The organism is Chitinophaga hostae (assembly GCF_018224885.1).
GTDB classification, from domain to species: Bacteria; Bacteroidota; Bacteroidia; order Chitinophagales; family Chitinophagaceae; genus Chitinophaga; species Chitinophaga hostae.
In genome coordinates this window covers 131,476-157,953 of sequence record NZ_JAGTXB010000015.1, presented here as the reverse complement: position 1 = coordinate 157,953, position 26,478 = coordinate 131,476, and the positions used below count along the sequence as shown (strand labels likewise).

The following is a 26,478-nucleotide window of genomic DNA, read 5'->3' as shown; positions in this document are numbered from 1 at the left end:
CATAAGGATGATGCCGAATGAGTCGGAGCAAATCGGAGCCATTACAGTTAATTTTAAGTAATCACATCTATTCATTAACCCAATCGGCTTCAATCATCGAGGTTAATCAATGTTGTCATCTGACTGATGACATGTTGAGACTCTTTCATACCCGTTAAAACCATCCAAACATGGAACATTTTTGGGTATTCAAAATAGTTGATTGAAATGTCCTGCACCTTCATTTTCTGTTTGAATTTTCTCGAATCGGCATGGAACAAGTCATGGGTGCCAATAAATAGCGAGATTTTTCCCAATCCGGAAAAGTCCCCGTAAATAGGGCTTACCCTGTAATCTGTTGGATTTAACTCGGCTGTGTATAATTCTCCCGCCATTTTTAGTCCTTTTATACCAAGGAGTTTATCTTTCTTGTCAATTTCAATTATGTCTTGATTGCTCATGGTAACATCAAGCCAAGGGGAATTCAAAATGATTTGTGAAGGTTGCGGCTTGTTTTCATCTCTCAGTTTCTGGGCAAAGCCCAATGCAATACCACCGCCGCAAGAATTGCCGATGAAAATAATATTCTCCTGTGACGTCTCAGAGAGCACTACTGGATAGAGCTTATCAAAATAGGCGTAGACATCGCTGTAATTTGATACCGGCACCAAAGGGTAATCAGGTACCACAATTGAACAGTTGGTTTTGACCAATAACTCATGGACGAAACGCCAATCATATTTTGTTAAGTTCGAAATATAACCGCCACCGTGTATATAAAGAATTACTTTGGATGAGGCATTTTGTTTGGGCTTGAACATCCAAACCTTTCGCTGATTTATTTCCCTTACCTGAGTTTGAAAATCGGACAGTAAAACCTTTGGGGGTTCCACGGCTTCTGAAGAAAATCTATTGGTTTTGATGCGCTTTTCAATGGTGTTTTTCTTTCCGAGTACTGTCATCAATGACTGCAAAAACTGCGATTTGAAACTTTGGGAAAGGTTGTGAACATAGGTAATTGATGTATCTGTTTGTGATTTACCAGCCATTATTTTTGTAGTTAATAAGATCAATATTAATAATGCACGTACATTCATTCTTTTTTCTACAAAAATAATTAAGGGTTCAATATTGGCCAATGAACCCAGGTTAAGAAATACGCCTCCTTATTCTGCTTAATGCCTGTGGAGTAATGCCAATATAAGACGCAATATACTGTAACGGGATTTTTTTGATCAAATCAGGTTGCTCTGTGAAGAGGCTTAAATACCGCTGCTCTGCCGTGTCATTTAAAAGCGAAATTTCCCGCCTTGCCTTCTCTAAAAAAAGTTTTTCACTCGCAAGTCTGCCAATTAGGTTTCCTCTTGCTGTGCTTTGAAATAGCATTTGTACATCATGATAAGATACTCGCCAAAGTGTGACTGGAGTGATAGTTTCTATATGATAAACTGAAGGTAACCTGGTAATGAAAGAATCATATGCTCCAATGAAGTTATTTGAAAAAGTAAGCTCAAAAGTAACCTCTTTATTTTCCTTTGGGATAAAGTATCGTACAATGCCTTCTTCAATAAATGAGACGTAGTCCTCTACCTCACCCTTCTTTAGGATAAGGGTTTTTTTCGGAAATTCCTGCCGAATAAATTTAGAAGAAATAATCAACCAATCCTGTTCGGAAAAGTCAGTATAGTTACTTTGAAAAAAAAATCTAATCTGTTCCATTGTTAGGGCAATTCGTTTGTTGTTCCAAAGGGAACCTGAGAATGATTAAATGTAAAAGCAAGGGCCTTAATATCGAACCAGCCAGTATTTCTGCGGATAGGTGAAAGATCTTTAGATTCGCTGAGTCATGTACTTTGTCAGCACATCGGGCAGAATAATAACTGGCATATTAAAATACAAGGCTGAGTTCAACTAATACTTTACTTTTTCATTCTTCTTATAATGCGTTTCCTATGATTGAGCCCCCATTTCGCAATGGTTACCTAGTGGCAAATTTAAACTAAATGCCATTACTTTTGTAGCGTAAAGAATAAACTGTAACAATATGGAATTTTTCAGGACCTTTAATTAGTAAATAGGAGTTCTTACAAATCCAATTAAAATAAGCTAATCTATAAGGATACAAAAAAGGATACAGTACCTTTTTATTACCTTGAAAGCGGCGGTTTATAAGCCTTTGATATAGTCCCAAGGGGTTCGCCATCAGGAGTAAAGTAAGTGCTCTGAAGTAGTTAAAACCTTGTAGGATCAGCTTCTACAAGGTTTTTTGTTTTTAGTGGTAAAGTGGTGAAAGGATTGGTAAGGATAGAGATGATATTAAAGCAGGGCGGCAAAGAATTTCTGTATGTAAAAGAATAAAAAAAAGCCGGTCTCTATTGATGAGAGACCGGCTTTCCATTTTTTGGCAAGCTGCTATTCCATTAGTGATTCATTGCATTTCCTGTGAGGTTTTTGTTATTGTCTAATTCGGCCTGTGGGAAGGGATAGTACATTGCTTTGGGTGTCCATCCTATAGCCTTAAGTGGTTCCAGCCATTTTGGATCAGCCATGCCCCATCGGAGTAAGTCGAAGTAGCGCTGGTATTCGCCACAGAATTCTACAAATCTTTCGTGCTGGATAATATTTTTGATGTTATTGAGCCTGATACCATTGATGGTAGTATCTTTTGCGAGAAGACCGTCTACACCAGGGATGGTACCTGGCGAATGCTGATACCAGAGCTGCGGTTGTTCAGAGGGCACGACTAAATTAGCGCGCTGCCTGACCATATTGATGTATTGTTTTGCGCTGGCGGCGTCTCCTGCTTCATTGAGACATTCGGCATATAACAGCAGTACGTCTGCATATCTTAAAAGGCGGTCATTGATGCCATTATCGAAGTCGGCCACCTGTTTATCAGGGCAGTATTTACGTGTGCCATATAAGTCCTTGTTTGTTGCCAGGTGTGCCATCCAATAGGCGTAATTCGTTACCTTTCCATCGATCTGGGTGTAATAGGCGCCGTTGTCGCAGAATAGCGTCATATATTTACGCGGATCACCAGGTTCGAACTCATTATATGTTTTTTTGTTGGGTGCGAGGTTCCACCATGCACCACCGGTGCCATCATATATACCGATTTCCTGCCATCTCCAGGAGTCGGACATATCATCTCCCAGCCATCCTGGCCCGTTGTGCAGCTGTATTTCAAAAACAGATTCGGGATTATTTTCGGTTGCTTCAAGGGAGTTGTCACGAAAATTATTTACCAGGCTGTACTCTTTACTATCTATCACTTTTTTCAGCTGTTCCTGTGCTTTTGCAAATTCTGCCGGCTTACCAACTTCCAGTATAGGGCGGTACATATAAGCTTTTGCCAGGTAGGACTGCGCAGCGCCTTTAGTGGCCCTTCCTATGAAGGCAGCGTTGCTATACATATCACTTCTGAGAGGGAGCAGGTCTGCCGCCTGTTGAAAATCGCTGATGATAAGTGCATAGATTTCGCCTGGTTTGGAATTTGTCGGGTAGTAATCCGCGTTGCTTTTCACCGGAGTTTTGATGAGGGGAACTGTTTCACCGAACAGCATTACCAGATGCATATAAAGTAAGCCGCGGAGAAAATGCGCTTCTCCCAACAATCTTGATTTCTGTTTATCATCTATATGCCCTGTAAAAGCATTGATCCTGTCGATAGCCATATTGGCAGCAAATATCCCGTTCCACATATCTTTCCAGCTACCTGAAGCCATACCATCGCTGGAAGGTGTATTATAGGTATCCTGGTACATGGGTTCCCATTTAAAGGTATGGTTGAAGTCATCACCGGGAGCCAGCAGTTCATAGTAAAAAGAGCGGGCATAACCTCCCTGCACTTTACCGATGAGTGCCTGGTATGCCGGGATAACAGCTGCTTCCAGCTGGGCAGGTGTTTTATAATAGGTATCTATGGAAAGTTCCTGCGGGTTATTAAGATCCATATCAGGTTTGCAGCTGTAGGTCATCATTGCAGCAGCAAGTACGCAGGTATATACATTGAATTTTTTCATTTTAAAGCATTTATTGGTTTACGACTAAAAGGAGACCTGCATACCGAGGAAGAATTCACGGGTATTGGTATAGGTTAGTCCCCATGGCATTTGTGCATCTATACCGCGGTTCAGGTTATAGCGGCCATTGCTTTGGCCGTTGTCGGAGGCCACTTCAGGATCATAACCTGCATATTTGGTAAACGTCAGCAGATTTTTGCCACCAATGTAGAAGCGGATGAAATCTATTTTATACCTGTTCAGTAAAGATGCCGGGAGCGTATAGCCGATGGTAAGGGCTTTCAGCCGGAGATAGGAGCCATCTTCAATAAACCTGTCGGATACACGAAGATTTTTATTAGGATCTCCTAACACCGCACGCGGCATATTGGTATTTGTATTTTTAGGGTAGATGGTTTTAACGCCGGAAACAGGGTTGGTAAACACCAGGTCTTCAGCGCGGTAGCGGTCGAGCGTAGAGGAGAAGTTGTTATAGTAGTGGTACATACCTTCTCCCCAGTATTTGCTGTTGTTATAGATGTCGTTGCCGTAGGAACCCTGCCATACCATGGAGAGATCAAAGGTACCGGCCTTTGAAGCATAGCTGACATCCGTGGTAAATCCGCCGCTGAAGCGCGGGATAGGGTTACCGATAAAAGCTTTGTCGGCAGCATTGATCGCGCCGTCGTGGTTACGGTCTACGAAGCGAACGTCGCCCAGTGCTGCATTCGGAGCGAAGGCTTTATCGGCGTCCAGTTGTTCTTTTGTTTTGTATAAGCCGTCGGTGACGTATCCCCAGAACTGACCGATGGAATTACCAACAGCGGTACGGGTCACGTTTTCACCGCCAGGGTTTACGCCCCCGGCGAGGATCTCGTTACCATTGCCGAGGCCTAACACTTTATTATTCACCGTTGAGAGGTTGGCGCCAACAGCATAGGTGAATTTCCCTACTGTATTTTTATAGTTGACGAGGAATTCCCATCCTTTGTTACTGATACTACCTGCGTTCAGTATCGGGAAATTGTCCAGGTATCCTGCGGTGTAGGAGATAGGAACATTCACGAGCATGTCGGCAGTTTTTTTATTGAAATAGTCTACCGTAACCGATAATTTATTATTAAACAGGGAGAGATCGATACCGAGGTCGGTGGAGTTCTGGCTTTCCCATTTAACATTTGGATTGGCCGGTGTGGCGGGGAGAGCGCCGGTAACCATTATATCATTGAGATAATACCATACATGGTCGAAGCTGACCGTACTCTGATATTGGTATGGGCTGATATCGGAGTTGCCTAATTTTCCGTAGCTGCCTCTGATTTTCAGGTCGGAGATGAAAGGTACGGATTTCATGAAGCTTTCCTGGCTTACTCTCCATGCTGCAGAGAAGGAAGGGAAGTTACCGTATCTGTTTGCCTTACCGAAATTTGCGGAGGCGTCGCGGCGGAAATTGGCGGTGAGCATGTACTTACTGTCGTAGGCGTAGTTGATACGGCCTAATACGGAGTACATGGCGGTCCGTCCTACACCTGATCCAACCACACGTGAAGAGGTAAGCTGAGCGAGGCCCAGGATCAGCAGATCGGGGCTTGGCAGCGATCTGGCGCCGGCATTTACGGCGCGGTATTCGGAATTTTCGGAGGTGATACCTGCCAATGCGCTGATGTTATGTTTTTTTATCTGACGGTCGTACGAGAGGGTATTTTCGTAGAGGTACCTGTTGTTTTGTGCAGTGGAGATGGTCAGTTCGTCCGGATCGTGGTTCTGGTATTGACCTACGGAGTAGGCGGAGATATAATTCTGGGTACGGTTCCTGTAAAAGTCGATACCCATATTGAATTTATAGCGGAGGCCCGGAATAAACTCATAGGACACCCACGCATTACCATTGGCGCCTATTGTTTCAGACTCGTTGGAGTTGAGGTGGGCATTGGCCAGGGCGCTGGCCACGTCGGTACCGTTACCTGCTCCTGCGAACCCTGTAGTGCTGTTAGGATCGTAGATAGGCAAGGTAGAAGACCATTTCTGTGCATCAATAATATTTTTATTGCTCCAGTTTCTGAGGTTGCGGCTGAGTGAAAAAGTTTCACCGGCTTTTAACTTACCTTTTGTAAAATCGGATATGAACTGGATGCCATAATTTTTATAGGCATCTTTGATGATGACAGGTTTATCTGTAGAATAGTTGGTATTGATGCGGAAGCGGGCATTTTCATTACCGCCGGAAATGGCCAGGTTATGTTTCTGGTAACTTCCCGTTCTCAGCAGTGCGTCTACCATGTTATATCCTTTTCCGATTTTGCCAGGATCTGACAAGGCAGGGAGGTAATCCGTGCGGGAGGGATTTTGGTTATACATTTCTTCGTTGATCAGTTCAGCCAGTTGCTGACCGTTGAGGAGGCCAACATTATGCGACATCTCCTTGGTACCACCGAAGCCGTTATAGTCAATTTTTGTTTTTCCGGCGGCGCCTCGTTTTGTGGTTACCAGCACAACGCCGTTTGCCCCTCTGGCGCCGTAGATGGCGCAGGAAGCAGCATCTTTCAGTACCTGGATGCTTTCTATGTTATTTTCGTCCGGCATGGCACCGCCGATCATACCGTCTACCACGTAGAGCGGGTCTGTATTGTTGATAGATCCTACTCCCCTGATCCTGATCTTATCGCCGGTGATTTGTACCCCAGGCACCTGGCTTTGCATGGCTGCCTGGAAACCACCGGGAACTTTCAGCAGATCCTTAGGGTTGACAGTGGCAATAGAGGAAGACAGGTCCGCTTTCTTTTGAGTACCATAACCGATAACGACTACTTCGTTGAGGGCTTTGCTGTTCTCTATGAGCACGACATCTACCACCGCACGCCCGTTGAGGGGGATCTCCTGTGTCTGATAGCCCATGAGGGAAACGACCAGGGTAGCCTGCGTGTTGGGAGCGTTCAAGGTAAATCTGCCTGCATGGTCAGTAATGGCGCCGGAGGAGGTTCCTTTTACCATGACATTGGCCATTTCAAGTGCCTCCCCGTTTTCATTTTTTACGGAACCGGAAATCCCGATCAACCTGCTGGTATTTGCAGCAGGCGCCATGGTATAGGCTGTTTCTGCCCGGAGCGTGTTGCTGGTCAATAGTAAAACGGAGGCAGCAAGCATAAGGCGGCAGGTAGTGGAAATACCAAACCTCAGGTGGAATTTTGCATGACCTGGGTCTGCCAGGCTGCTGGATAACACTAATTTCATAAAATAAATTGTTGGATTTACCCGACTCTAGCATGGTCTTTATACGTACCAGAGTTTGTACGCACAGGAGAGACGTATAGTTTCATAACGGGACTATTAAATAAAATCAGAAGTACTTCATAACGCTTCATTCCCTCCGGAGGGATGATGAAACAAATATACCGTGGATGCTGAACAACAGTATTCAAAAGCAGATATTTCGGTTTAACTTTTAGATAATATTCCTTGAATGCAGTGCGGTTTTCATATTTAATAAACGCTCCATACAGCCGTGGGCAAAAAAATAACACCTATTATCATATTAATTGTAATTTGGACAATTAATAAGCGGCAGCTGTACATTTTACTCCAACATGGCAGGCGTCTTTTTTATAATTAAGCGTAAAAATGACAATTATATCTCTGCGGGAGATTTTCCATAAAATTTCTTAAAAGAAGTGCTGAAATAGCTGACACTGGAAAACCCGCACAATTCGCTAATGTCCATCACACTATGTTTTCTGGACTGCAGTAACCCGAGTGCGTGGTTAAGTCGGATAGATTTGATGAAATCTACCGGGGACTGTCCGGTAAGGCTTTTTAATTTTTTATAGAGCAGGGAGGAGCTGACGAACATGGCAGCGGCAAACTCTTCTTTTCCGAACGCCGCGTTGGCGAGGTTGTCGCGGACTACCATTACCGCCTGTTTCACGAATTTGTCGTTGTGCTCATTTTGCAGGATGGGGATATTATTTTCAGGTTGAATCAGGCGAAGGGCTTTTTCTCTGATGACCGTCCTGTTACGTACGATGGTTTTAATTTTCTGGACCAGCAACGGTATATCGAAAGGTTTGGTGAGGTAATCATCGGCGCCTAGTCCGAGGCCATAAAGCTGGTCGGTTTGGGAATTGAGTGCTGACAACAGGATCAATGGGATATGTGAGGTTTCGAATGTAGATTTTACGAGCCGGCAGAGTTCATGGCCATTCATCTCAGGCATTAATATATCGGAAATTACCAGGTCCGGCAGCTCTTTCCGGATGAGTGGCCATGCTTCCTGTCCGTTATTTGCGGTGAATACCTGGAATTCTGTTTGTAAGGCAGTGTGGAGGAAGGCCAGTAATTTTTCATTATCCTCTGTGATGAATACGCGTAGTTTGCTTAAAGGTTCCGGAGCATCCACGTCTGACCATAATGGGGCAGGGATGATTTCATGGATTAATTCCTGCCGGGGAGGTGTCACGTCCTCTACTGCAGTGATCTCAGTATAAGGGATTTCAATTTTGAAAAATGCGCCTGCATTTTCCTGGCTGGCAAAAGAGATCTCTCCCTGATGCAATTTTACATAACTTTTGGTAAGCAGCAACCCGATACCGGAACCTGTTATCCTGGCGTTTACTGCATTTTCGCTGCGATAGAATTCCCGAAAAATGCTACGCTGTGCTTTTCTGCCAATTCCTATTCCCTTGTTTGTCACTTCCAGCGTCCAGCTTTGCCTGGTGCCGGAAAAAACAAGCAGTACCGTACTATTCCTGTACGCATACTTTATCGCATTGGATATCAGGTTATCGATTACTTTTTCCATCATCACCACATCTACTGCTGAAGTATAATCTCCGACATCCGTATTAAATCGGATAACAATTTCTTCTTGTGCGGCCCAGGCGTCAAACAGGGCTTTTCTCGCTGCAATTAGCTGCACAATATCCACCCTGCTGAAATTGACCTTTTCTTTGCCGGCATCTACTTTTTGAAAATCCAGCAAACGTGAAGCGGTTGTTGTCAGTTCTTTTATCTGTTCTGTAGCCAGTTGCAGGTGTTGGTGGCCTTTCTCTGAAAAAATCTCTTTTTTAAGTTCTTCTATAGGCGCCTTCACCAGTGTGAGCGCGTTTCTCATCTCATGTGCGGTGTTGGTAAAAAAGCGGATTTTATCTGCGGTATGTTTGCGTTGCAGTTCATCAATATATAATCGCAGGACAAAGTACGTCACCGTAACCAGCAGCAGCAGGGCGGCGGAATAAAACCACCAGCGTTTCCAGAATGGCGGGATTATCCGAAGGGCTATTACTTTTTCTGCTACAATTACACCATTGGCCAGGAGATGTATTTTTAATTTGTATTCTCCCGGGGCAATATTGCTATAATTTATTTTTCTTCCTTCTCCCGACTTATTCCAATCTTTGTCCCAACCTTCCAGCATCCATTCAATTGCAGATCGGGATACGCCTTCATCCAGTACCACCAGTTCAAATGAGAAGTCGTGCTGTAAATAATTAAGTTGTAGTGTTGTTAATTTTGAGAGGTCGATATCCCTTAGTGGGGAAAGACTATCGTGTACGGACCTACCGGCAATTGTAAGATCCTGCAGAAATATCCTGCCATTGCTGGCATTGGGTTGTGTTATATCCGGAGGGAATAACACTGCACCGTTATTGGTACCAATGATGATGCGGCCATCTTTTAGTAAGAAAGACGCATTCCTGTTGCAGGCCAGTCGGTATAGCGGTGAAATATGTGCAAATGTCTGTACCTGCTGCCGCTGCAGGTCTAATTTTGCGATGCCCCCTTCCGTACCTATCCAGATAAACGAATCAGCTACAACGATACTGTTGACATAGTCTGACGGCAATCCATTATTCATGTTGAAATGCCGCATAGTCTTATCGCCCACATCATAGGACAGTACACCGTTTCCTGCAGTAGCCAGCCATACTTTGTTTTTGTAGTAAACAATATCGCTTACCAGGAACCCATCAACAATAATCTGTTTATCACCATTGTGTTTGTCCATGATCCCCAATCCATAGGTACACCCCATGAGCAGCTGATGATTGCTCAGCTCAGCGAAAGCAGAAACAGGTTGATAGTCATATTTTTTAAAGCTATTTTCAGCAGCGACATATCTTACAATATTACCCAGGCCACCACCATACCATATATCCTTGTTACTATCTACATAAATATCAAATACATAATTATTAAAAGGCAGGTCACTGCCTTTTTCCTTTGCGTAGTGCGCCAGCTCCCTGCCGGTAGCCGGATCAAGTACATATACACCTGCCCCGTATGTGCCGGCCCATATCTTACCTGTACTATCTTCCGCCAGTACCAGGAAAGCGCCGACCTCTTCTTTTCTATCTGCGTAAAAGGTCTGCCATTTATCCGCCTTTTCGTTCCACCTGGAAATACCATTATTGGTAGCAAACCAAAGATTACCCAAATGGTCCTGTAAGACGCTGTTGACATTATTATTTACCAGAGAGTTTTTGCTGTTTATCTGGTGTACAATATGTACTGCGCCTGGTGGATGCTGCTCGAAGTAAGACAATCCTCCGGTGAGTGTGCTAATCCAGATCCTGCTGCCATCACAAAATATATCATAAACCCCATTCCCTTTCAGTGATTCAGGATCGTTCATATCCTCCTTGTAATGATGCAGTATCTTCCCACCCGACCTCGAAAGCTCCCAGATACCTTGTCCGTCCATTCCCAGCAGCATTGTGGCGTCCGTGTTAAATGCAATCGCCAGAATCGGCTGCCGGGGCAAATCAACATTCGCCTTTTTAGCGGCACTCTTTACAGAAAAATCGTAATACATCAGGCCATCTGAAAATGTACCGATCCAAAGCCTGTTGGAAATTTTATCATACTCCAGCGCTGAAACGTTTTTGGGTATATTACCACAAACGTATTCCTGCTCACCCGTACGCCTGTCCACAGTATATAGTATGTTTCCGCGGACCACAGCGAGCACACCTTTATCTGATATAGCCACTCGCGATACCTCGTCGGCTTCCCTGCTTATTGCCCGGAGCTTACCGTCATGAAATCTGTGTAATCCCATGGACGAAGCCACCCAGATAGCCCCGCTCTCGTCTATTACCGCATTATTGACGCTAAGGTGCCCGGTTTTCAGTGGCTCCCTAAGATCAATCAGCAGCTCAAATTTGTCCATTCTTTTATTGAACCTGAAAAGCTGACCGTTATTAGAATAGGCTACCAGCATGCCGGCACCATACATTAGTTTCAAAGAAATAACATCCGCCGAAACATACGGTAAACGGTAAATCCTGCAGTCTGGTTCTGCCACCCGCAATATCCCCATCCGGGATGAAGCCCAGATGAATCCATCCACATCCTTGCATACCGACGCCATTTCTCTGATGGCAAGGGCATAGGTATTATTGAGACTGACAAAATTAACCTGTGAAGCAAAAGTAACAGTTACATAAAGCATTGCTGCAACAAGCAGACTTCCCCTTTTCATTTAATAAATTTTAAAAACGTAGACTTTTAATGTGAAATACTATTAAAGTATAGCCGCGATCAATAACGTAGTGTGTTATAAATTAAATGAACTTCTTCCAAAAAACAAATATTAAATGTGAATATGACAATTAATAACGGTTGTCAAGCAGATGATCTGTTTATTTCTCTTACCGGGATGTTCATCCTACCTATTTATGATATTGAACCTGAGTTACTTACATTTTACCTGAACTTTGTTCCCGCTTTAGAGGCGTTTCCATTTGCTTTCCGTTATGTGAGATCATAGACAAACGAGTTGATGGAAAGCAGATACTGCGCATGAAAAGTTTAAGGGTTGGGGTATTACCAAAACATAGCTGGCAATACCGTTGGCCATGTCTATATTTGTTTTTATCGGAATATTACCAACCCAATGTTGTATTTTCATTTTATGACTGAAGAACAAATCAAGTTATTACAGGATATAGAGGAAGGTGAAATTGTTATTAATGAACCTAATGTAGACTTATTAAATGAATTGCTTGTAAGCAAAGAGCATTATTTGCATCAAATGATTGCTAAGACTCTTCAGCATATAAAAAGCCCAACAACAATTCCATTTGTAAAGACGGCTTTAGATAGCAACTTTGACTATTTGGAATATACTTGTTCAGACCATGAGGCTATTGCAAAATGGTTTAGTTGGATTTTATTCTCCATCAATACTAAGGAGGCCATAAGCCTAATAGAAGAATATTCAAAAAGCCCTAATGAAGCTATTCGAAATGAGATGATGTATCGATTGCGTAAGGTTAATTCCAGTAATATTTAATCATATAAAGTTAGTATGTATACTTTTCCTGGTCAGGATGCAACCCTCAATATCGGGATTGATTCATCAGAAGAGATTTGTCGGAAAATTCAAATAATTTATAGCAAAATGCCGGGGTGGATTGGTTTTGCAGGTAATGGCATCCCCCATTGGTTCAGCTTTGAGCATAGTGATAGCATCAAAATGGTTTGTGCTTCTGTAGAACCTTCGGGTTTGCAGATTAGTGCAAATATGAAAGTCGATGAGATTTAAACCCGAGCATATAGGGCAAATTTCCTGCTTTTGCGTTACTTATTCTTTTGATCGATCTCTTCCTGCCATGGATACAATCCATTAAATACTCCGCCATTAAGAAATCGATCCAGAAATTCTGATAAATAGCCGCTTAGATTTATTAGGAATAAATCATATACTCTGCAATGTCAAAATCGTTAATTTCATCTGGATAACGACCGAAAGCCTCAAAGCAATATAAATCATTGAACGCTGCCTGGTCCCTGAAAAATTCGAAGTCCCGTTCGTCAATTGCATTTTTATAGCTTGATTTTTTAATTACTTTTACATCTCAACTAAAATCGAGCTGCAAATTTGTCGCGGAAATCTTCTTATAACGAGTATCAGCTTTTGCGGGGATTGACTTCGGGGGACACCGTGCATTATTCTTATGTCTTTAAAGCGTACTATAATGCGCTTTGCCACTACGCAGAATCGATCATCGGTGAGCCCGGGCATGCAGAAGATATTGTGCAGGATGTTTTTGAAAGATTATGGCAGAAGCCATATGCCTTCGAGGACCTCCGGCATCTGAAGGATTTCCTGTACAAGGCTACACGTAACGCCGCTCTTAATTTCCTGAAAGGAGCGCAGCATAGTAAGGAACGCCAGGCTAAATTTCTCCACGAACAGGAAGAGTCGACGGCATCGGAGGAGCTGCAGATCATCCGCATGGAGGTTTTCAGGGCGATTTACCACGAAATCAGCCACCTGCCCGAGCAATGCGGGAAGATTGTCCGTATGAGTTACATCGACGGGCTGAAAAACGAACAGATCGCCGAAATTCTTTCCATTTCACTCCAAACGGTTAAAAACCAGAAAACCAGGGGCATGAAGCTGCTGAGAATGCGCCTGTCGCCGGCTGTAATTACCTTATTCTTATTGTTTTCCCATCACTCATAATTTTTTTTCAGTTCCTTTAGTACGATCGGAATACCATGTTGTAATAAAATAAACACATTAGGCATGGCGTCTTTTTCAAACGATCCATACACCATTGCAGCGCTTATTTTCCGTTCGCAACAGGGCTTGCTTACAGCCGGCGAGCAGGATAAGCTGGATGCGTGGATCGCTGCCAGCGACGAAAACCGGCAATTATGGATGGCATTGAACAATCCTGACGTACAACAGCAAAACGTACGCGCTATGGCCCGGTTTGACGAAAACGCCGCGCTGGAGCGTTTTCTTTCCGGCAAGCCTGTAAAGTCAAATGTACGCCGGATACAGCTTCTTCACACCTGGAAATGGGCCGCTGCCGTGCTTGTACTGGCGTTAGGCGTATCCTCTTATTTCCTGCTGACACGCGTTGCGCAAAATCATGACCGTTTTGGCCGGAAATTCGCCCGGCAGGACATTCTTCCGGGTAAAAACGGCGCCATCCTGACACTGGCAGACGGTACACAACTGGTGTTAGACAGTTTGGGCGACGGGAAGATCGCTACGCAGAACGGGACGCAAATTTCGCTGAACAATAACGAGCTTAAATACGATGCTACCGCCGCTACAGATGACGCAGCCCATAATACGATTACCACTCCCAAGGGTCGCCAGTACCACGTTATTCTTCCCGATGGAACAGAAGTATGGCTGAATGCAGCGTCCTCTATACAATATCCGGTCGCTTTCAAGGGGAAGGAGCGAAGGGTGAAGATCAGCGGGGAGGTTTATTTTGAAGTAGCCAGTAAAAGCTGGCAGCCCTTTGTAGTGGAAGCCGATCGGATGAAACTGGAAGTATTGGGTACCTCATTTAATGTAAACACATACGGCGACGAAAAAACCATCCGCACAACATTGCTGACCGGCGCAGTGAAAATAACGCCGCTTCCAGGCAGCAGACATACCACTCAGCCCCGGGTGCTTGTACCTGGCCAAACGGCGGATTTAAGCAAACCGGATGCATCAGAGGGAGCTGCGCTGACCATCACGGAAACGCCCGATCCTGATAAAATTATCGCATGGAAAAATGGCCTGTTTAATTTTGACGGCATGGATTTATACAGTGTAATGCGTCAGCTGGAAAGATGGTACAATATAAAGGTAGAATACGTAGGAAAGCCGGATAACGTAATCTTCAAAGGGAAAATGCACCGCAATACCAATTTGTCTGATGTATTAAAAGTGTTGGAAACGATGGATGTTAATTTCGAACTGAAGGAAAATATTTTGTATGTAAGATAGCGGGTAGTAAAAAAGACATTGCTTAAACAAAACCGGAAGTGCTTGCGACACTCCCGGTAGATGTTCAAGTAATGTAATAATCACAATCAGGTTAAAGACTGTTTATTTATTCACTTAAACATTCCGTCCTTTATGAAAAGGGCGGCTTATGCAAAGCTATGCTAATTATTTCTTATTGCATACGGGTTCCCTATGGATGGAAACGTAGCTCAACCAAATCTCTGTTAGTCATGAAACTAACATTCTTTCTCCTTACCGCTGTCCTGTTGCAGGTATCTGCCAGGGGCCTTTCACAGAACATCAACTTCAACGGTAAAAACGTTGCACTGGAAAAAATTTTTGCAGCGGTAGAATCGCAAACCGATTATGTTTTCCTGTACAAGGCTACTGCCTTATCGGTGGCAAAACCTGTCACCATCATAGCCCGGGGAGTTGACCTGGGAACCTTTCTCAACAAAGTATTCGAGAACCAGTCGCTGACCTACAGGATCATCGACAAAAACATCCTGATATCCAGGAAGGAGCCCAGGCCGGTTATAGCCAGCGAACCTGTTGATACAATACCGGCGAAACCGGAATTGATAAATGTCTATGTCTATTCTTCCGGTTATACACCGTTGGTCAGCGCTACCATTAGCAATCTTACTGACAAACGGAACTATCTGACGGCAGGAAACGGGTCGGTACAGGTGCCGGTAAGGTTGGGCGACCAGATGCGGATCAGCTATATCGGGTATGTGGACCATCTGTTTAAAATAACGGAACCGGTTTCTACTGCCAGATCATATAGCACGGAGCTGGTACTCTCCGAAAACAAACTGGATGAAGTGCAGGTCACTGTTTTGGGTACTACCAATAAAAGAATAGGCACTGCCAATATCGCCACGGTGAAAGCCGGTGATATTGAAAGACAACCCGTCGTAAATGTGCTGGATGCGCTTGCAGGTCGCATCCCTGGCCTCCGGATCAGCCAATCGGCCAACACCGCAGGGAGCCGGAAGGTAGAGCTACGCGGACGGAATGTGTTGAACGAAAATATGTTTACAGACCCACTGTTTGTTGTTGACGGATTACCGATTGCTACTTTATCCGTTAATCCATTCGGTGCAGGTACACCCGTAGCCGGTGGTTATTCGACCTCCGAAAGCCCTTTGTATATGATCAATCCCCTGGACATTGAAAGCGTGGACGTGCTGAAAGATGCCGATGCCACCGCGTTGTACGGCTCCAGAGGTGCAAACGGTGTAATCCTCATCACCACCAAAAAAGGAAAGCCAGGCCCTACCAGGTTTAATGTAAGCTACTCCAAAGTGTTTTCGGGCGTGCAGCGTTACATGGATATGATGAACACCCAACAGTACCTGGCGGTGAGAAAGGAAGCAATGCTGAATGATGCCGCTTTCCCTACCCGGGATAATGCCCCGGACCTCACGATCTGGGACCCCAAAGCCTATACCGACTGGCAACGCGCCTTCTTCAAAAATGAGCAGTCGAATGATGTGCAGCTGAGCGTGGAAGGCGGGCTGCTGCAGAATACTTACCGTGTGAGTGTGGGATATACCTCCACAACGGAAATGTACAACCAGGGCAGGGGGAACGATCGTTTAACGGTGGGATTGTCTTTCAACCATCGCAGCCCGAATGGTAAGCTGATGGTGGAACTTTCTTCCAACAATACTTATTCTAACAACGAAACTGCCGCTACACTAGACTTTTTCTCGCTGGCGCCTAATGCTCCGGGGATTTATGATGAGAACGGGCAATTTAATTTTATCCCCTACAGGAACCAGTATGGGAGCGTTTATCCATTCAGGGATATTAAAAACTGGGGAGAGAATCAAACGCTGAAAAGTCAGACCAATGCCGGGTTTACTTACGAAATATTCAAGGACCTGACGGCGGGTGTTCGCTTTAGCGGGGAATTTTTCTCCAATAAATCCGGCTTCTATATCCCTAAAGCCGGGAAAGATCCCATGTTCTCTCCTCTGAACATGGCAATTTTCGGCACTGGTTCCGGAAAGAGCCTGTTGATAAGACCAAGTATCAACTATGTTAAACTGTTCGGTGGCGCCAAGGTGTCTGTTTCCCTGGCGGCAGACTACAGTTACGCCGATCAGGACGCAGTAACAACGATAGGGATGATGTTCTCCAACGATAATCTCATCAAAAGTTACTCAAATGCGCAGATACTGCAGGCGATGAATAATTATGCCCAGCTAAAAGTTGCTTCCCTGCTGGCAACGGTTGCATTCGACTGGGAAAATAAATACATCGTTAGTTTAAACGGCAGAAGAGATGGCTCGTCGCGTTTCGGTGACGGGGCTCGCTTCGGGAACTTCGGGTCTGCAGGGGTTTCATGGGTATTGTCTAATGAAGAATGGTTTAAGCATGCTGATATGGGTTGGCTGACGTTTGCCAAAATCAGATCTACCTACGGTGTTATGGGGAATGCCAATGTGGGCGATTACCAATACCTTTCGCGCTGGTCAAACATTCCGTCGAGTGGCATCGATAAATTGCCGGACTACGACGATCAGACCATTTATACGCTCATACAACCCGTTAACCAGCAATATAGCTGGTCCAGCGCCAGCAAGTTCGAAGTGGGCGCCCGGGTGGGATTTTTCAACAGCAGCGTAAACATTGAAGGGAACTTCTACATCAACAGGGATGGAAAGCAGTTGACAAACATTACCACGCCGGCATTCACGGGGTTTTCTTCTGTAGTGGGTAACTGGCCCGCCGTTATCCGGAACAAAGGGGTGGAGCTGATGTTGGATGCAACGATCCTGAACACGCAGACCTGGGGCCTGAATGCACGCTTCCAGGTAAGTAAGAACAAAAATACGCTGGTGGCTTTCGAAGGGTTGGAAGATTCTCCCTATAAAGATATGTATAGGATCGGGGCCTCCGTAACCGCTAAGTCATATTCACACTATATCGGCATCAACCCGATGAAAGGAACACCTGAGTTCGAGGATTATAACGGAGATGGGGTCAAACCTGTTGGGATGACTTCCACGAATTTCCCGGATACGGAGCTGGACGATCATTACCGGGTAATTGACCTGAACCCTAAATATTTTGGTGGGATGGGCTTCCGGGTAGACTTCAAAAGGGTATTGTCGCTGGATGCACAATTCAGCTTCGAAAATTCCATGGTCGCAGATCAGTTGAATAACCAGGGATATGGAAATATGGCCAACATGGTAATGTATAAGGAGATCGAAAACAGGCACTGGCAACAGCCAGGCGACAAAGCACTTTATTCAAAGTATTCTACTACCAACAGCGGCGGATTTTTCGGATCGGATGCCTACTATGCTAAAGGCGCTTTTATCAGCCTGGATAATCTTAGCATGTCGTACATGCTGCCTGCAGCATGGTTAAAGAAGGTAGGCATGAAGCAGGGAACGATCTCCGTGAATTCGTCAAAGATTTTCAAACTCTCGCAATACAGGATGTCGGATGTTGAATTGGGCACAACGCCGCAGATCAGAAGAATTGCCGCTAACCTGAGATTAAGCTTCTAAAATCAATTGTATGAAAAGAATTGCTTTCAATATATCTGCAGCCGGTGTTTTATTGTTAGGCTTGCTGGTAACGGGTTGCAATAAAATGCTGGATATAAAGGACCCGGTAAATTCGATCACTACCAACCAGGTTTTCCAGACCGACGATCAGGCATCCATTGCACTGAATGGTTTGTATTCTTACCTGATCAACGGAGGAGAGCCTGAAATTAATTCGTTGGGGCAGCTGGGCAATGATTTATACAGCGCCGGAGGAATTACGCTGGCAGCCGGACATTCGGCCGATGAATTATATCATCCCTCGCTGAGCGGGGATGACCAATACTATACGGAAACAGCCGCCAGGATGACGTTGCAGAAGCTGGGTTATTCCACGAAATTATGGAAGTCGGCCTATAAAGGGATTTTCAATGCCAATGCGTTGATAGAAGGTGTAAAAGCTGCCACATCAAAAGAGTTTACGCAGGCCTACCGGAAAAGAGTGCTGGGCGAAGCGCTGGCAGTAAGGACAATGGGATATTTCTACCTGGTAAACCTGTTCGAAAAAATTCCCCTCGTTTTATCCATCGATTATAATGACACACAAAAACTCCCTTCCGCCAACCCTGCCGCTGTATATGAGCAAATCATCAACGACCTGGAAGAAGCGGCGGGGTATCTTTCCGAAAACTATGATGGCAATAACGTTGAGCGCATCCGGATCAATAAATGGTATGTTAAAGCAATGCTGGCAAGAGTGTACCTGTTTACCAAAAATTATGAAAAAGCCTGGCAGCATGCTAACGATGTGATCAGCAAAACAGATTTGTTTCAACTGGAAAGTCTGAACAACGTGTTCGGCATATCCAGCCGGGAAGTTATTTTCCAGGTGAAGCAGACCAACATTGTGGCGATACGGGGTAATGCCACGCCTGAAGGGTATGCTTTGACAAGCCGATACCTTACACCGCTGCTGGTGAATGCTTTCGAAGCGGGCGATAACAGGAAAACGGCATGGACAGCGGCTGTCGCGGGCGGTCCATTTACACCAGCCGGTTTTACTCCGGCCAAGTATAAGATCAATTCCACCAACGCTGTGGTAGGAGGATTCAGGTCAGAATATTATGTAGTGATGCGGCTCGCGGAAATGTACCTGGTAAGGGCAGAAGCGAATATGTTGCGGAGCGCAGCCAATAAAAATGCCGTGATCAATGATCTGAACGCCATCAGGAAACGCGCCGGGTTGAATGATCTGGCTTACACTTTAACCGATCAGCAGGTAACGGATGCCATTGCCCAGGAAAGGCGCATAGAGTTGTTTGCTGAATGGGGACATCGCTGGCTGGATCTGAAAAGAACGGGCAAAGCTACGCAGGTGCTTTCCGGGATATCCTACAAACAGCCGTGGAGTCAGCACCAGTTGCTATACCCCATTCCTCCGGACGAAATCATCCGGGACAACCAGCTCTCCCAGAATACCGGCTACTAGTAAAAAGTGATCACCATATAAATCAAGAAAGATGTTTCAGTTCAGCTATAAAAAATATTTCAAAGCGGGCGTGTTAGCCGGAGGGATGCTGATATCCGGTACTTCCTGTAAGAAGGAATTACGGGAAGAGATATTTCCGGCGTCTTTAACGATTGTGAATGGAATTAACGACAATGCCTCCTTCCTGACCGCTTATTTTGGCAATTCACAACCCAGGATCTATGGGAGGCTGTCCTATATCGGCAGTGGCAGCTCTTATGATTATGCTACCAATAAAATGGACCAACCGGTTACGCTATTCAGAAACAACGATACGCTCCAGCCCAATAACCCGTTTCTGAAAACCAGCCTGGAACTAACGCCCGGCGGCATTTTTACGCGTTTTGTATACGGTAGTCCTACGCAGGTGAAACAAAAAACTATAAAGGAACAACTCCCTTCCCGTAGCCTGAACGATAGTGTGGCCCAGCTCCGGGTTATTAATCTCTTCGATAACAGGCCGATTGATGTGGTGCAGCTGGAACCGGTGGCGGGAACCATGGTCACCAATCTTGCATATGAACAACTGTCAGGTTTTATAAAGGTTCCTGTGAATGCGTCTGTAAAGAACTTCCGTTTTGAAGTGAGAGATCATGCAACAGGCCTCACGCTGGCTACCATGTCCGAAATAAATATTTATCCGGGTACTACTACACAGAATACCCAATGGCTGTTTAAGGCACGTACGATGCTGGTAACCGGAACATGGACCGCAGAAAATGTTTTTTCGGCCAGGGCAAAAAGTATCGGTCATTTTTAATCCAAGTTTTTAATCATAAGTAACATTATATGCAGCCTATATTAAAGGTGGAGAACCTATCGCATAAGTATGCCAGTTCCTGGGCCATACGCGAATTAAATTTTGAAATCAATGATACCGGTGTTGTCGGATTGCTGGGTTCGAACGGAGCAGGCAAGTCTACCACGATGAATATCATCTGCGGCACCTTGCTGCAAACAGAAGGGAATGTTTCCATCAATGGGTTGAACATCAAAGATGATCCTATTGAATATAAGAAGCAGATCGGCTTTTTACCACAGCAGGCGCCCCTGTATATGGACTTTACCGTGCAGGAGTACCTGGAGTATTCCGCGCAGTTAAGGTTGATGGATAGGCGCCTGATTAAAAGAGCTGTGGACGAAGTACTGGAGAAAACGTCCATTACACAGATGAGGTCACGCCTTATAAAGAATTTATCGGGCGGATATCGCCAGCGGGTAGGTATCGCGCAATCCATCATCAACAAACCGAAAGTGGTGATCCTCGACGAGCCCACCAATGGTCTCGATCCCAACCAGATCATTGAAGCAAGGAAACTGGTAAAAGAAATTGCGCAGGACCATGCAGTATTGTTGTCGTCGCATGTATTGTCTGAAGTGAACCTGCTTGCTAAAGAGATCATCATGATCGAATCGGGGCAGGTCGTGTTTGCTGATACCCTCGATGCTTTCAATAACATTCTCCAGCCCAACACGATGGTGGCCAGAATGCTCCATATGCCTGCGCCGGAAGAATTGATGGCGATGGAAGATGTACAGAAAGTAGAGTTGCTGCCGGATAACAAATGCCGGATCTATTTCCAGCCCAACGACGATCTGGCGGAAAGAATTGTGAGGAAGAGCGCAGAAAAAAACTGGAGACTCACTTCTATTCACACAGAATCTTCCGGTATGGACGATGTATTCAAACAATTATCATCAACTTCTTCTTCAACCTTACACTAATGAGAGTAGTTTTTAATATAGCGCGGGCGGAATTACGGTATTTTTTCTTTTCGCCGATCGCATGGTTTGTTTTGATTTTATTCCTGATGTCCAGTGCAGGCATCATCATGGGAAATCTGTCGGATACTGCACTGCAGCAAGATACCATGCTCGAGTTGCAGGGGAACGCTTTCAGTGGGTTTCTCAATATGCCGCTTACCAAAATGGTGATCGGCAAGGGGCTTGATACGGTGCTGATGATTTTCTTTTTGTTTATTCCGCTGCTGACTATGGGCGTGATCAACCGTGAATATGCGGCTGGAACCATTAAGTTGCTTCATTCGTCGCCTGTGAAAACACGGCAGATCATCCTGGGTAAATTTCTGGGGGTATACAGTTTTGTATGCCTGATGATCCTGATTTTTCTGGCGGAGGTAATTGTATTGACCTTTTCTATTAAGAATGTAGAGTTCCTGCATATTATGGCAATGGTGCTGGGCTTCTTTTTACTGGCGGCGATGTATGTAGCTGTGGGTATGTATATCTCCAGTTTAACTTCCTACCCGATTGTTGCCGGGATCGGAACATTTGTAGTGTTGATCCTGTTCACAATGTTAAACCTGATGTTCCAGGGAACGGATTATGTGCGGGATGTCACCTATTTCCTTTCCAGCTCGGGAAGGGTCGAGAACTTGCTGTCTGGCCTGATTACAACAAAGGATCTTGTTTACTTTCTCAGTATTATTTCCCTTTTTATCATATTCACCATCATCAAAACAAAATCCGTTACCGAGTCAAAGTCATGGCGTGTATCGGCAGGCAGGTACCTGACTGCGTTCGCGATAACGGTTGTTATGCTCGTTGTTACCTCCCGGCATGGGCTGATCGGCTATTGGGATGTGACGAGAGGCAAAGTAAATACATTGCATGAAAATACCCAGGGAGTGTTGAAACAGCTGGACGGATCGCCCCTGAAGATAACGTTGTATACTAACCTGCTGGGGTATAATCTGGGCAGTGGCTTGCCTGCTGCACGCAATAACTATCTGTGGAACTTCTGGGCCCGGTACCGCCGATTTTATAACAATATGGAGTTTGAATATGTGTACTATTACGATGTGAACAAGGGAGATAGTTCGATATTTAAGACATACCCGGGTAAATCGTTGGATGAAATCGCAGAGAAGTATGCGGAAATGTTTAAAACCGACCTCTCTATCTATAAAAAACCGGCAGAAATCAGGAAGCTCATCGACCTGGAATCGGAAACCAAGGGCTTGTTGATGCAGGTGGAGTATAAAGGGAAAAAGACGTTCCTGAGAACGTACCCGGACCCGGAGGTTTTTCCATATGAGAAACATGTTTCCGGCAGCCTGCTGCGTTTAATAAGTGATACAGCGCCAACGTTTAAATTTCTTACAGGGCATTATGAGCGTTCACCGCTTAAGTTCGGCGAACGGGAATATGGAAACCACGCTGTCAATAAATTATCCAGGAACGCGCTGATTAATATGGGATTGAATTTCGATACCATCCCGGCCCCGGGCGCCGGCAGATTTAATCCAAATGATGTACTGGTGATATCCGATCCGAAATCAATATTGGATCATACCCTTATCGATAGCGTTAAACAGTATATCGACAAGGGAGGAAATGCGATGTTCTACTCCGAACCAGGCAAGCAGTTTATCATGAACCCGATTCTGAATCATGTGGGGGTAAATGCGGATGAAGGCACCATTGTACAACTGAACCCGCAGGATATGCCACACAAGTTTTTGGGACTGATCGCTAAGAAAGGCACGGACATGGCTGATGAGCAACCATTTTTCTACCTGAGGAACGGTATCGTTAAGGCCTGCTATACTGCTATCGTTGGCGCCAGTGTATTAAGCTATTCTGATACGACAGGATTTAAGGTAGAACAGATCACCACTTTGGCTAACAATGCAAATACCTGGGTAGAAAGAGGTGTGTTGGTGGTAGACTCTGCAGCACCGGTATTCAACACCGCGGAAGGAGATTACAGGAAGGAAGCACCCTATCCTGTGGGCCTGCAGCTTACCCGCAAAATCGGCAACAAATTGCAGAAGATCATTATCTCCGGCGATGCAGATATGATGTCCTCGGCCAGAGGAGACGGAAAGGACTATGGCAATGCGTTCTACAGCTACACAGTTGACAACAGGTACCCGGTTTACCATAACTTCAAGGTGCCTACAGATATATGGCTGACGATCAAAAAGGCCCCCGCCCAAACATTGAAGGCGGTGCTTCAATATGTTATACCCGCTTTGATCCTGGTGGCAGGTATCATCATACTGATAAGAAGAAAACGCAAATAGGGGGTACTTTAATTTTTCATAAAAAGTATAATTATGTATTTGCAGACAGATATGCAGACGATGGACGATCTGCGCTTGTTTTCGAAAGCAGACACACTTGGTATTTATGATATTTATAATCATTCATTTACCCGGGGCGGGCAAACCATTATGGAAGCCATGTTCAGGAAGCCGCTGAATAACAGGGAAGCGATCATCAAACGGATCAATACCATTGCTGCTTTTGTGAAAATGAAAGCCACCTTTCCTTTCGATGGCGCTACGCTGGACCAGGCAGAGAAATATATCTCATTTGACGATAACCCGGATGGCGGAACAAAAGTGTCGCTCAGCGAGAAGGAAGTACAGCATGGGATTATTTCGGTGATCGATCTTTTCCATACGCTCAGACAGTATTTGGAATCGGCAGCAATAGCAAGTGTGAAGGAGCTGGAGGAAGAACGAATGGCGGCTATAGCCGTGTTAAATGACCCTGCTTTTATACCGGTGTTTAACGAAAAACCGAATGCCAGAATTTCATTCGCTGCTGTTACAGCTTTTGATGTATTGATCCGTAATAAGGAGAAAAGAAAAGTGCTGCAGCTACTGCATTTTATTTATCATATCGACGTGTATGTTTCCGTGGCGCAGGTTACCGGGAAACATAATATGGTATTCCCCGTGGTGCACCCGAAAGGGACCGGTATTTTAAAAGTGGATGGTGTATACCATCCACTTTTAAAAAATGCAGTCGCCAACAGCCTGGATATGGCGTCATCCCGTAACCTGATTTTTCTTACGGGAGCCAACATGGCCGGGAAGTCCACCTTCCTGCGCGCGTTCAGTACCGCAGTATACATTGCGCATATGGGTTTCCCGGTAGCAGCGGCCGCCATGGAATTTTCTGTGATGGACGGCGTATATACCACGATCAACCTGCCTGATAACCTGGGCATCGGGGCCAGTCATTTCTATGCAGAAGTATTGCGTGTAAAGAAAATAGGACAGGAACTCAGTGAAGGGAAATCACTGTTTGTATTGTTCGACGAATTGTTCCGGGGTACAAATGTGAAGGATGCGCTGGAAGGAACCCTGGCTGTTTGTAGTGCGTTTACCAACCGGAAAGACAGTAAGTTTATCATCTCCTCTCATATTATTGAAGCGGCGGATGAGTTGCGGAAAAAGGAAAGCGCCGCGTTTTATTTTCTTCCTACAGTCATGAGAGGAACTGTACCTGAATATACCTATACCCTTCAGGAAGGCGTTACCAACGATAAGCATGGAATGATCATCATTAATAACGAAGGTATACTGGACATACTTAAGCAGGGAAACAAAGGCGGAAAAAGATTAAATAAGCAATTATGAGTTTTAAAATAGATCGCCAATCGGTAGGGGAGCTGAACCTCATGGGGAAATTCCGTCAGGGATCGGTGTACTTTTTATTCAATAAAGTGAGAACACGGATCGGCGAGAAACTGATGGATGAGATGTTTTCCCATCCGCTAAATGATGCCGCCGCTATCAATCACCGGGTATCGATTTTTGAGTTTTTCGAAGAGAAAAACGTCGCCTTTCCTTTTGAGGCCGACCAGGTTTCCCTGATGCGGGAGTATATTGACACTACGGCAGGAAAATCGCAATGGGCGGTGACGGTGGACCTGCAACTGCAAAAGTTACTGGCGGGCCTTACGAAAGACGGCCGTTTCAAAAACACGCTGCTGCAGTTACAGGCAACGATCGTAACGCTGAAGAAGTGTTTTGGATTGCTGGAGTTACTGAAACACGAAAAAAGTCCTTTGCAGGACCGTGTCGAAGCCTTACTGGCCATCATGCACCAAAAAGATATTCGTAGCATTCTGGACAGCGACATCTACAAGCCGATGTCAACTAGTACGGTATCAGCATATGATTTCCTGCTGCGCAACAGGCACAACGAAGCCATGAAGGACGTGCTGAAGTTCATTGCGGAAACAGATGTATACATCGCCGTCAGCAATGTATCGCGTGAGCGGCATTTTTGTTATGCAGCGGCAGTGGAGAAAGCCGAAAATCTCTTCCATGCCCGGGGGCTCAGGCATCCCTGTATTTCAAAAGCGGTGGGTAACGACATACAAATGAAGGAGGGCAGTAATGTCCTGTTCCTCACAGGGGCCAACATGGCAGGTAAATCTACCTGGATGAAATCTATCGGTATCGGTATGTACATGGCGCACATCGGTTTCCCCGTCGCCGCTTCCGAAATGGTGTTTTCAGTACGGCAAGGCATTTTCTCCAGCATCAACGTGGCCGACAACATAGCGATGGGGTACAGTCATTTTTATGCGGAAGTAGTAAGGGTGAAGGACGCTGCGCTGGCAGCAGCTACCGGCGAACACCTGTTGCTGATGTTCGATGAATTGTTTAAGGGCACCAATGTGAAAGATGCTTTTGACGGTACCCTGGCGGTTACAAGAGGGTTCTCCGAATACAACAATTGCCTGTTTATCGTATCCACTCATATCATTGAAGTGGGGGAAGCGCTGAAAGACCTGCCTAATGTACAGTTCCGGTTTATGCCTACCGTACTGGAAGGAAATGTGCCGAGGTATACCTACACTTTACATGAAGGTATTACGGAAGACCGGCAGGGTATGATGATCATCGAAAACGAGGGCATCATTGCGCTTATCAATAAAATGTAAGC

Annotated in this window: 16 protein-coding genes; 11 read left to right on the top strand and 5 right to left on the bottom strand. The window is 45.1% G+C overall.

The window, feature by feature from the left end; all coding sequences use genetic code 11:
• Positions 1 to 89: 89 nt before the first annotated feature.
• From KE626_RS24855 to KE626_RS24835, 5 genes are all read right to left on the bottom strand, one after another.
• Positions 90 to 1,118, bottom strand: a complete 1,029-nt coding sequence (locus KE626_RS24855) for an alpha/beta hydrolase fold domain-containing protein (RefSeq protein WP_211975720.1) — start codon at positions 1,116 to 1,118, stop codon at positions 90 to 92.
• A 10-nt stretch (positions 1,119 to 1,128) separates the two neighbouring features.
• The gene (locus tag KE626_RS24850) at positions 1,129 to 1,698 is read right to left on the bottom strand and encodes a Crp/Fnr family transcriptional regulator (protein WP_211975719.1); all 570 of its coding nucleotides are present in this window, start codon (positions 1,696 to 1,698) and stop codon (positions 1,129 to 1,131) included.
• 701 nt (positions 1,699 to 2,399) lie between these two features.
• Entirely contained in the window at positions 2,400 to 4,004 is a 1,605-nt protein-coding gene (locus tag KE626_RS24845; protein ID WP_211975718.1) for a RagB/SusD family nutrient uptake outer membrane protein, read from the bottom strand.
• A gap of 24 nt (positions 4,005 to 4,028) precedes the next feature.
• Positions 4,029 to 7,214 (bottom strand): SusC/RagA family TonB-linked outer membrane protein, encoded by a 3,186-nt coding sequence (locus tag KE626_RS24840; protein WP_211975717.1) that lies wholly within the window; start codon positions 7,212 to 7,214, stop codon positions 4,029 to 4,031.
• A 394-nt stretch (positions 7,215 to 7,608) separates the two neighbouring features.
• Positions 7,609 to 11,460 carry a hybrid sensor histidine kinase/response regulator transcription factor gene (locus KE626_RS24835; protein ID WP_211975716.1) on the bottom strand — a complete coding sequence of 1,284 codons (3,852 nt, stop codon included), beginning with the start codon at positions 11,458 to 11,460 and terminating at the stop codon, positions 7,609 to 7,611.
• A gap of 432 nt (positions 11,461 to 11,892) precedes the next feature.
• On the opposite strand from KE626_RS24835, the gene KE626_RS24830 reads away from it, so the two are divergent.
• The 11 genes from KE626_RS24830 to KE626_RS24780 all read left to right on the top strand — a co-directional run bounded on the left by KE626_RS24830 (position 11,893) and on the right by KE626_RS24780 (position 26,476).
• A complete protein-coding gene (locus tag KE626_RS24830) occupies positions 11,893 to 12,273 on the top strand; it encodes a HEAT repeat domain-containing protein (RefSeq protein ID WP_211975715.1) in 381 nt (126 codons plus the stop codon).
• A gap of 15 nt (positions 12,274 to 12,288) precedes the next feature.
• Positions 12,289 to 12,525 (top strand): hypothetical protein, encoded by a 237-nt coding sequence (locus KE626_RS24825; protein ID WP_211975714.1) that lies wholly within the window; start codon positions 12,289 to 12,291, stop codon positions 12,523 to 12,525.
• Between the two features lie 336 nt (positions 12,526 to 12,861).
• The gene (locus KE626_RS24820; protein ID WP_211975713.1) at positions 12,862 to 13,449 is read left to right on the top strand and encodes an RNA polymerase sigma factor; all 588 of its coding nucleotides are present in this window, start codon (positions 12,862 to 12,864) and stop codon (positions 13,447 to 13,449) included.
• A gap of 63 nt (positions 13,450 to 13,512) precedes the next feature.
• Positions 13,513 to 14,724 carry a FecR family protein gene (locus KE626_RS24815; RefSeq protein ID WP_211975712.1) on the top strand — a complete coding sequence of 404 codons (1,212 nt, stop codon included), beginning with the start codon at positions 13,513 to 13,515 and terminating at the stop codon, positions 14,722 to 14,724.
• 230 nt (positions 14,725 to 14,954) lie between these two features.
• Positions 14,955 to 18,257: a SusC/RagA family TonB-linked outer membrane protein gene (locus tag KE626_RS24810; RefSeq protein ID WP_211975711.1), complete on the top strand. Its 3,303-nt coding sequence runs from the start codon at positions 14,955 to 14,957 to the stop codon at positions 18,255 to 18,257.
• Positions 18,258 to 18,267: 10 nt separating this feature from the next.
• The gene (locus KE626_RS24805; protein ID WP_211975710.1) at positions 18,268 to 19,725 is read left to right on the top strand and encodes a RagB/SusD family nutrient uptake outer membrane protein; all 1,458 of its coding nucleotides are present in this window, start codon (positions 18,268 to 18,270) and stop codon (positions 19,723 to 19,725) included.
• A gap of 31 nt (positions 19,726 to 19,756) precedes the next feature.
• Positions 19,757 to 20,524 (top strand): hypothetical protein, encoded by a 768-nt coding sequence (locus KE626_RS24800; RefSeq protein ID WP_211975709.1) that lies wholly within the window; start codon positions 19,757 to 19,759, stop codon positions 20,522 to 20,524.
• A 29-nt stretch (positions 20,525 to 20,553) separates the two neighbouring features.
• The gene (locus tag KE626_RS24795; RefSeq protein WP_211975708.1) at positions 20,554 to 21,489 is read left to right on the top strand and encodes an ABC transporter ATP-binding protein; all 936 of its coding nucleotides are present in this window, start codon (positions 20,554 to 20,556) and stop codon (positions 21,487 to 21,489) included.
• Positions 21,489 to 23,813 carry an ABC transporter permease subunit gene (locus KE626_RS24790; protein ID WP_211975707.1) on the top strand — a complete coding sequence of 775 codons (2,325 nt, stop codon included), beginning with the start codon at positions 21,489 to 21,491 and terminating at the stop codon, positions 23,811 to 23,813. The genes KE626_RS24795 and KE626_RS24790 overlap by 1 nt, the downstream gene beginning before the upstream one ends.
• Positions 23,814 to 23,846: 33 nt before the next feature.
• Positions 23,847 to 25,160 (top strand): MutS-related protein, encoded by a 1,314-nt coding sequence (locus KE626_RS24785; RefSeq protein ID WP_211975706.1) that lies wholly within the window; start codon positions 23,847 to 23,849, stop codon positions 25,158 to 25,160.
• On the top strand, positions 25,157 to 26,476 hold the full coding sequence (locus tag KE626_RS24780; RefSeq protein ID WP_211975705.1) for a MutS-related protein: 1,320 nt from the start codon (positions 25,157 to 25,159) through the stop codon (positions 26,474 to 26,476). Before KE626_RS24785 ends, KE626_RS24780 begins: the two co-directional genes overlap by 4 nt.
• Positions 26,477 to 26,478 lie beyond the last annotated feature (2 nt).

Bases quoted from the DNA above. Each gene is read 5' to 3' on its own strand.
- KE626_RS24850 (WP_211975719.1), bottom strand. From the start codon at position 1,698: ATGGAACAGATTAGATTTTTTTTTCAAAGTAACTATACTGACTTTTCC.
- KE626_RS24845 (WP_211975718.1), bottom strand. From the start codon at position 4,004: ATGAAAAAATTCAATGTATATACCTGCGTACTTGCTGCTGCAATGATG.
- KE626_RS24840 (WP_211975717.1), bottom strand. From the start codon at position 7,214: ATGAAATTAGTGTTATCCAGCAGCCTGGCAGACCCAGGTCATGCAAAA.
- KE626_RS24835 (WP_211975716.1), bottom strand. From the start codon at position 11,460: ATGAAAAGGGGAAGTCTGCTTGTTGCAGCAATGCTTTATGTAACTGTT.
- KE626_RS24830 (WP_211975715.1), top strand. From the start codon at position 11,893: ATGACTGAAGAACAAATCAAGTTATTACAGGATATAGAGGAAGGTGAA.
- KE626_RS24825 (WP_211975714.1), top strand. From the start codon at position 12,289: ATGTATACTTTTCCTGGTCAGGATGCAACCCTCAATATCGGGATTGAT.
- KE626_RS24815 (WP_211975712.1), top strand. From the start codon at position 13,513: ATGGCGTCTTTTTCAAACGATCCATACACCATTGCAGCGCTTATTTTC.
- KE626_RS24810 (WP_211975711.1), top strand. From the start codon at position 14,955: ATGAAACTAACATTCTTTCTCCTTACCGCTGTCCTGTTGCAGGTATCT.
- KE626_RS24805 (WP_211975710.1), top strand. From the start codon at position 18,268: ATGAAAAGAATTGCTTTCAATATATCTGCAGCCGGTGTTTTATTGTTA.
- KE626_RS24800 (WP_211975709.1), top strand. From the start codon at position 19,757: ATGTTTCAGTTCAGCTATAAAAAATATTTCAAAGCGGGCGTGTTAGCC.
- KE626_RS24795 (WP_211975708.1), top strand. From the start codon at position 20,554: ATGCAGCCTATATTAAAGGTGGAGAACCTATCGCATAAGTATGCCAGT.
- KE626_RS24790 (WP_211975707.1), top strand. From the start codon at position 21,489: ATGAGAGTAGTTTTTAATATAGCGCGGGCGGAATTACGGTATTTTTTC.
- KE626_RS24785 (WP_211975706.1), top strand. From the start codon at position 23,847: ATGTATTTGCAGACAGATATGCAGACGATGGACGATCTGCGCTTGTTT.
- KE626_RS24780 (WP_211975705.1), top strand. From the start codon at position 25,157: ATGAGTTTTAAAATAGATCGCCAATCGGTAGGGGAGCTGAACCTCATG.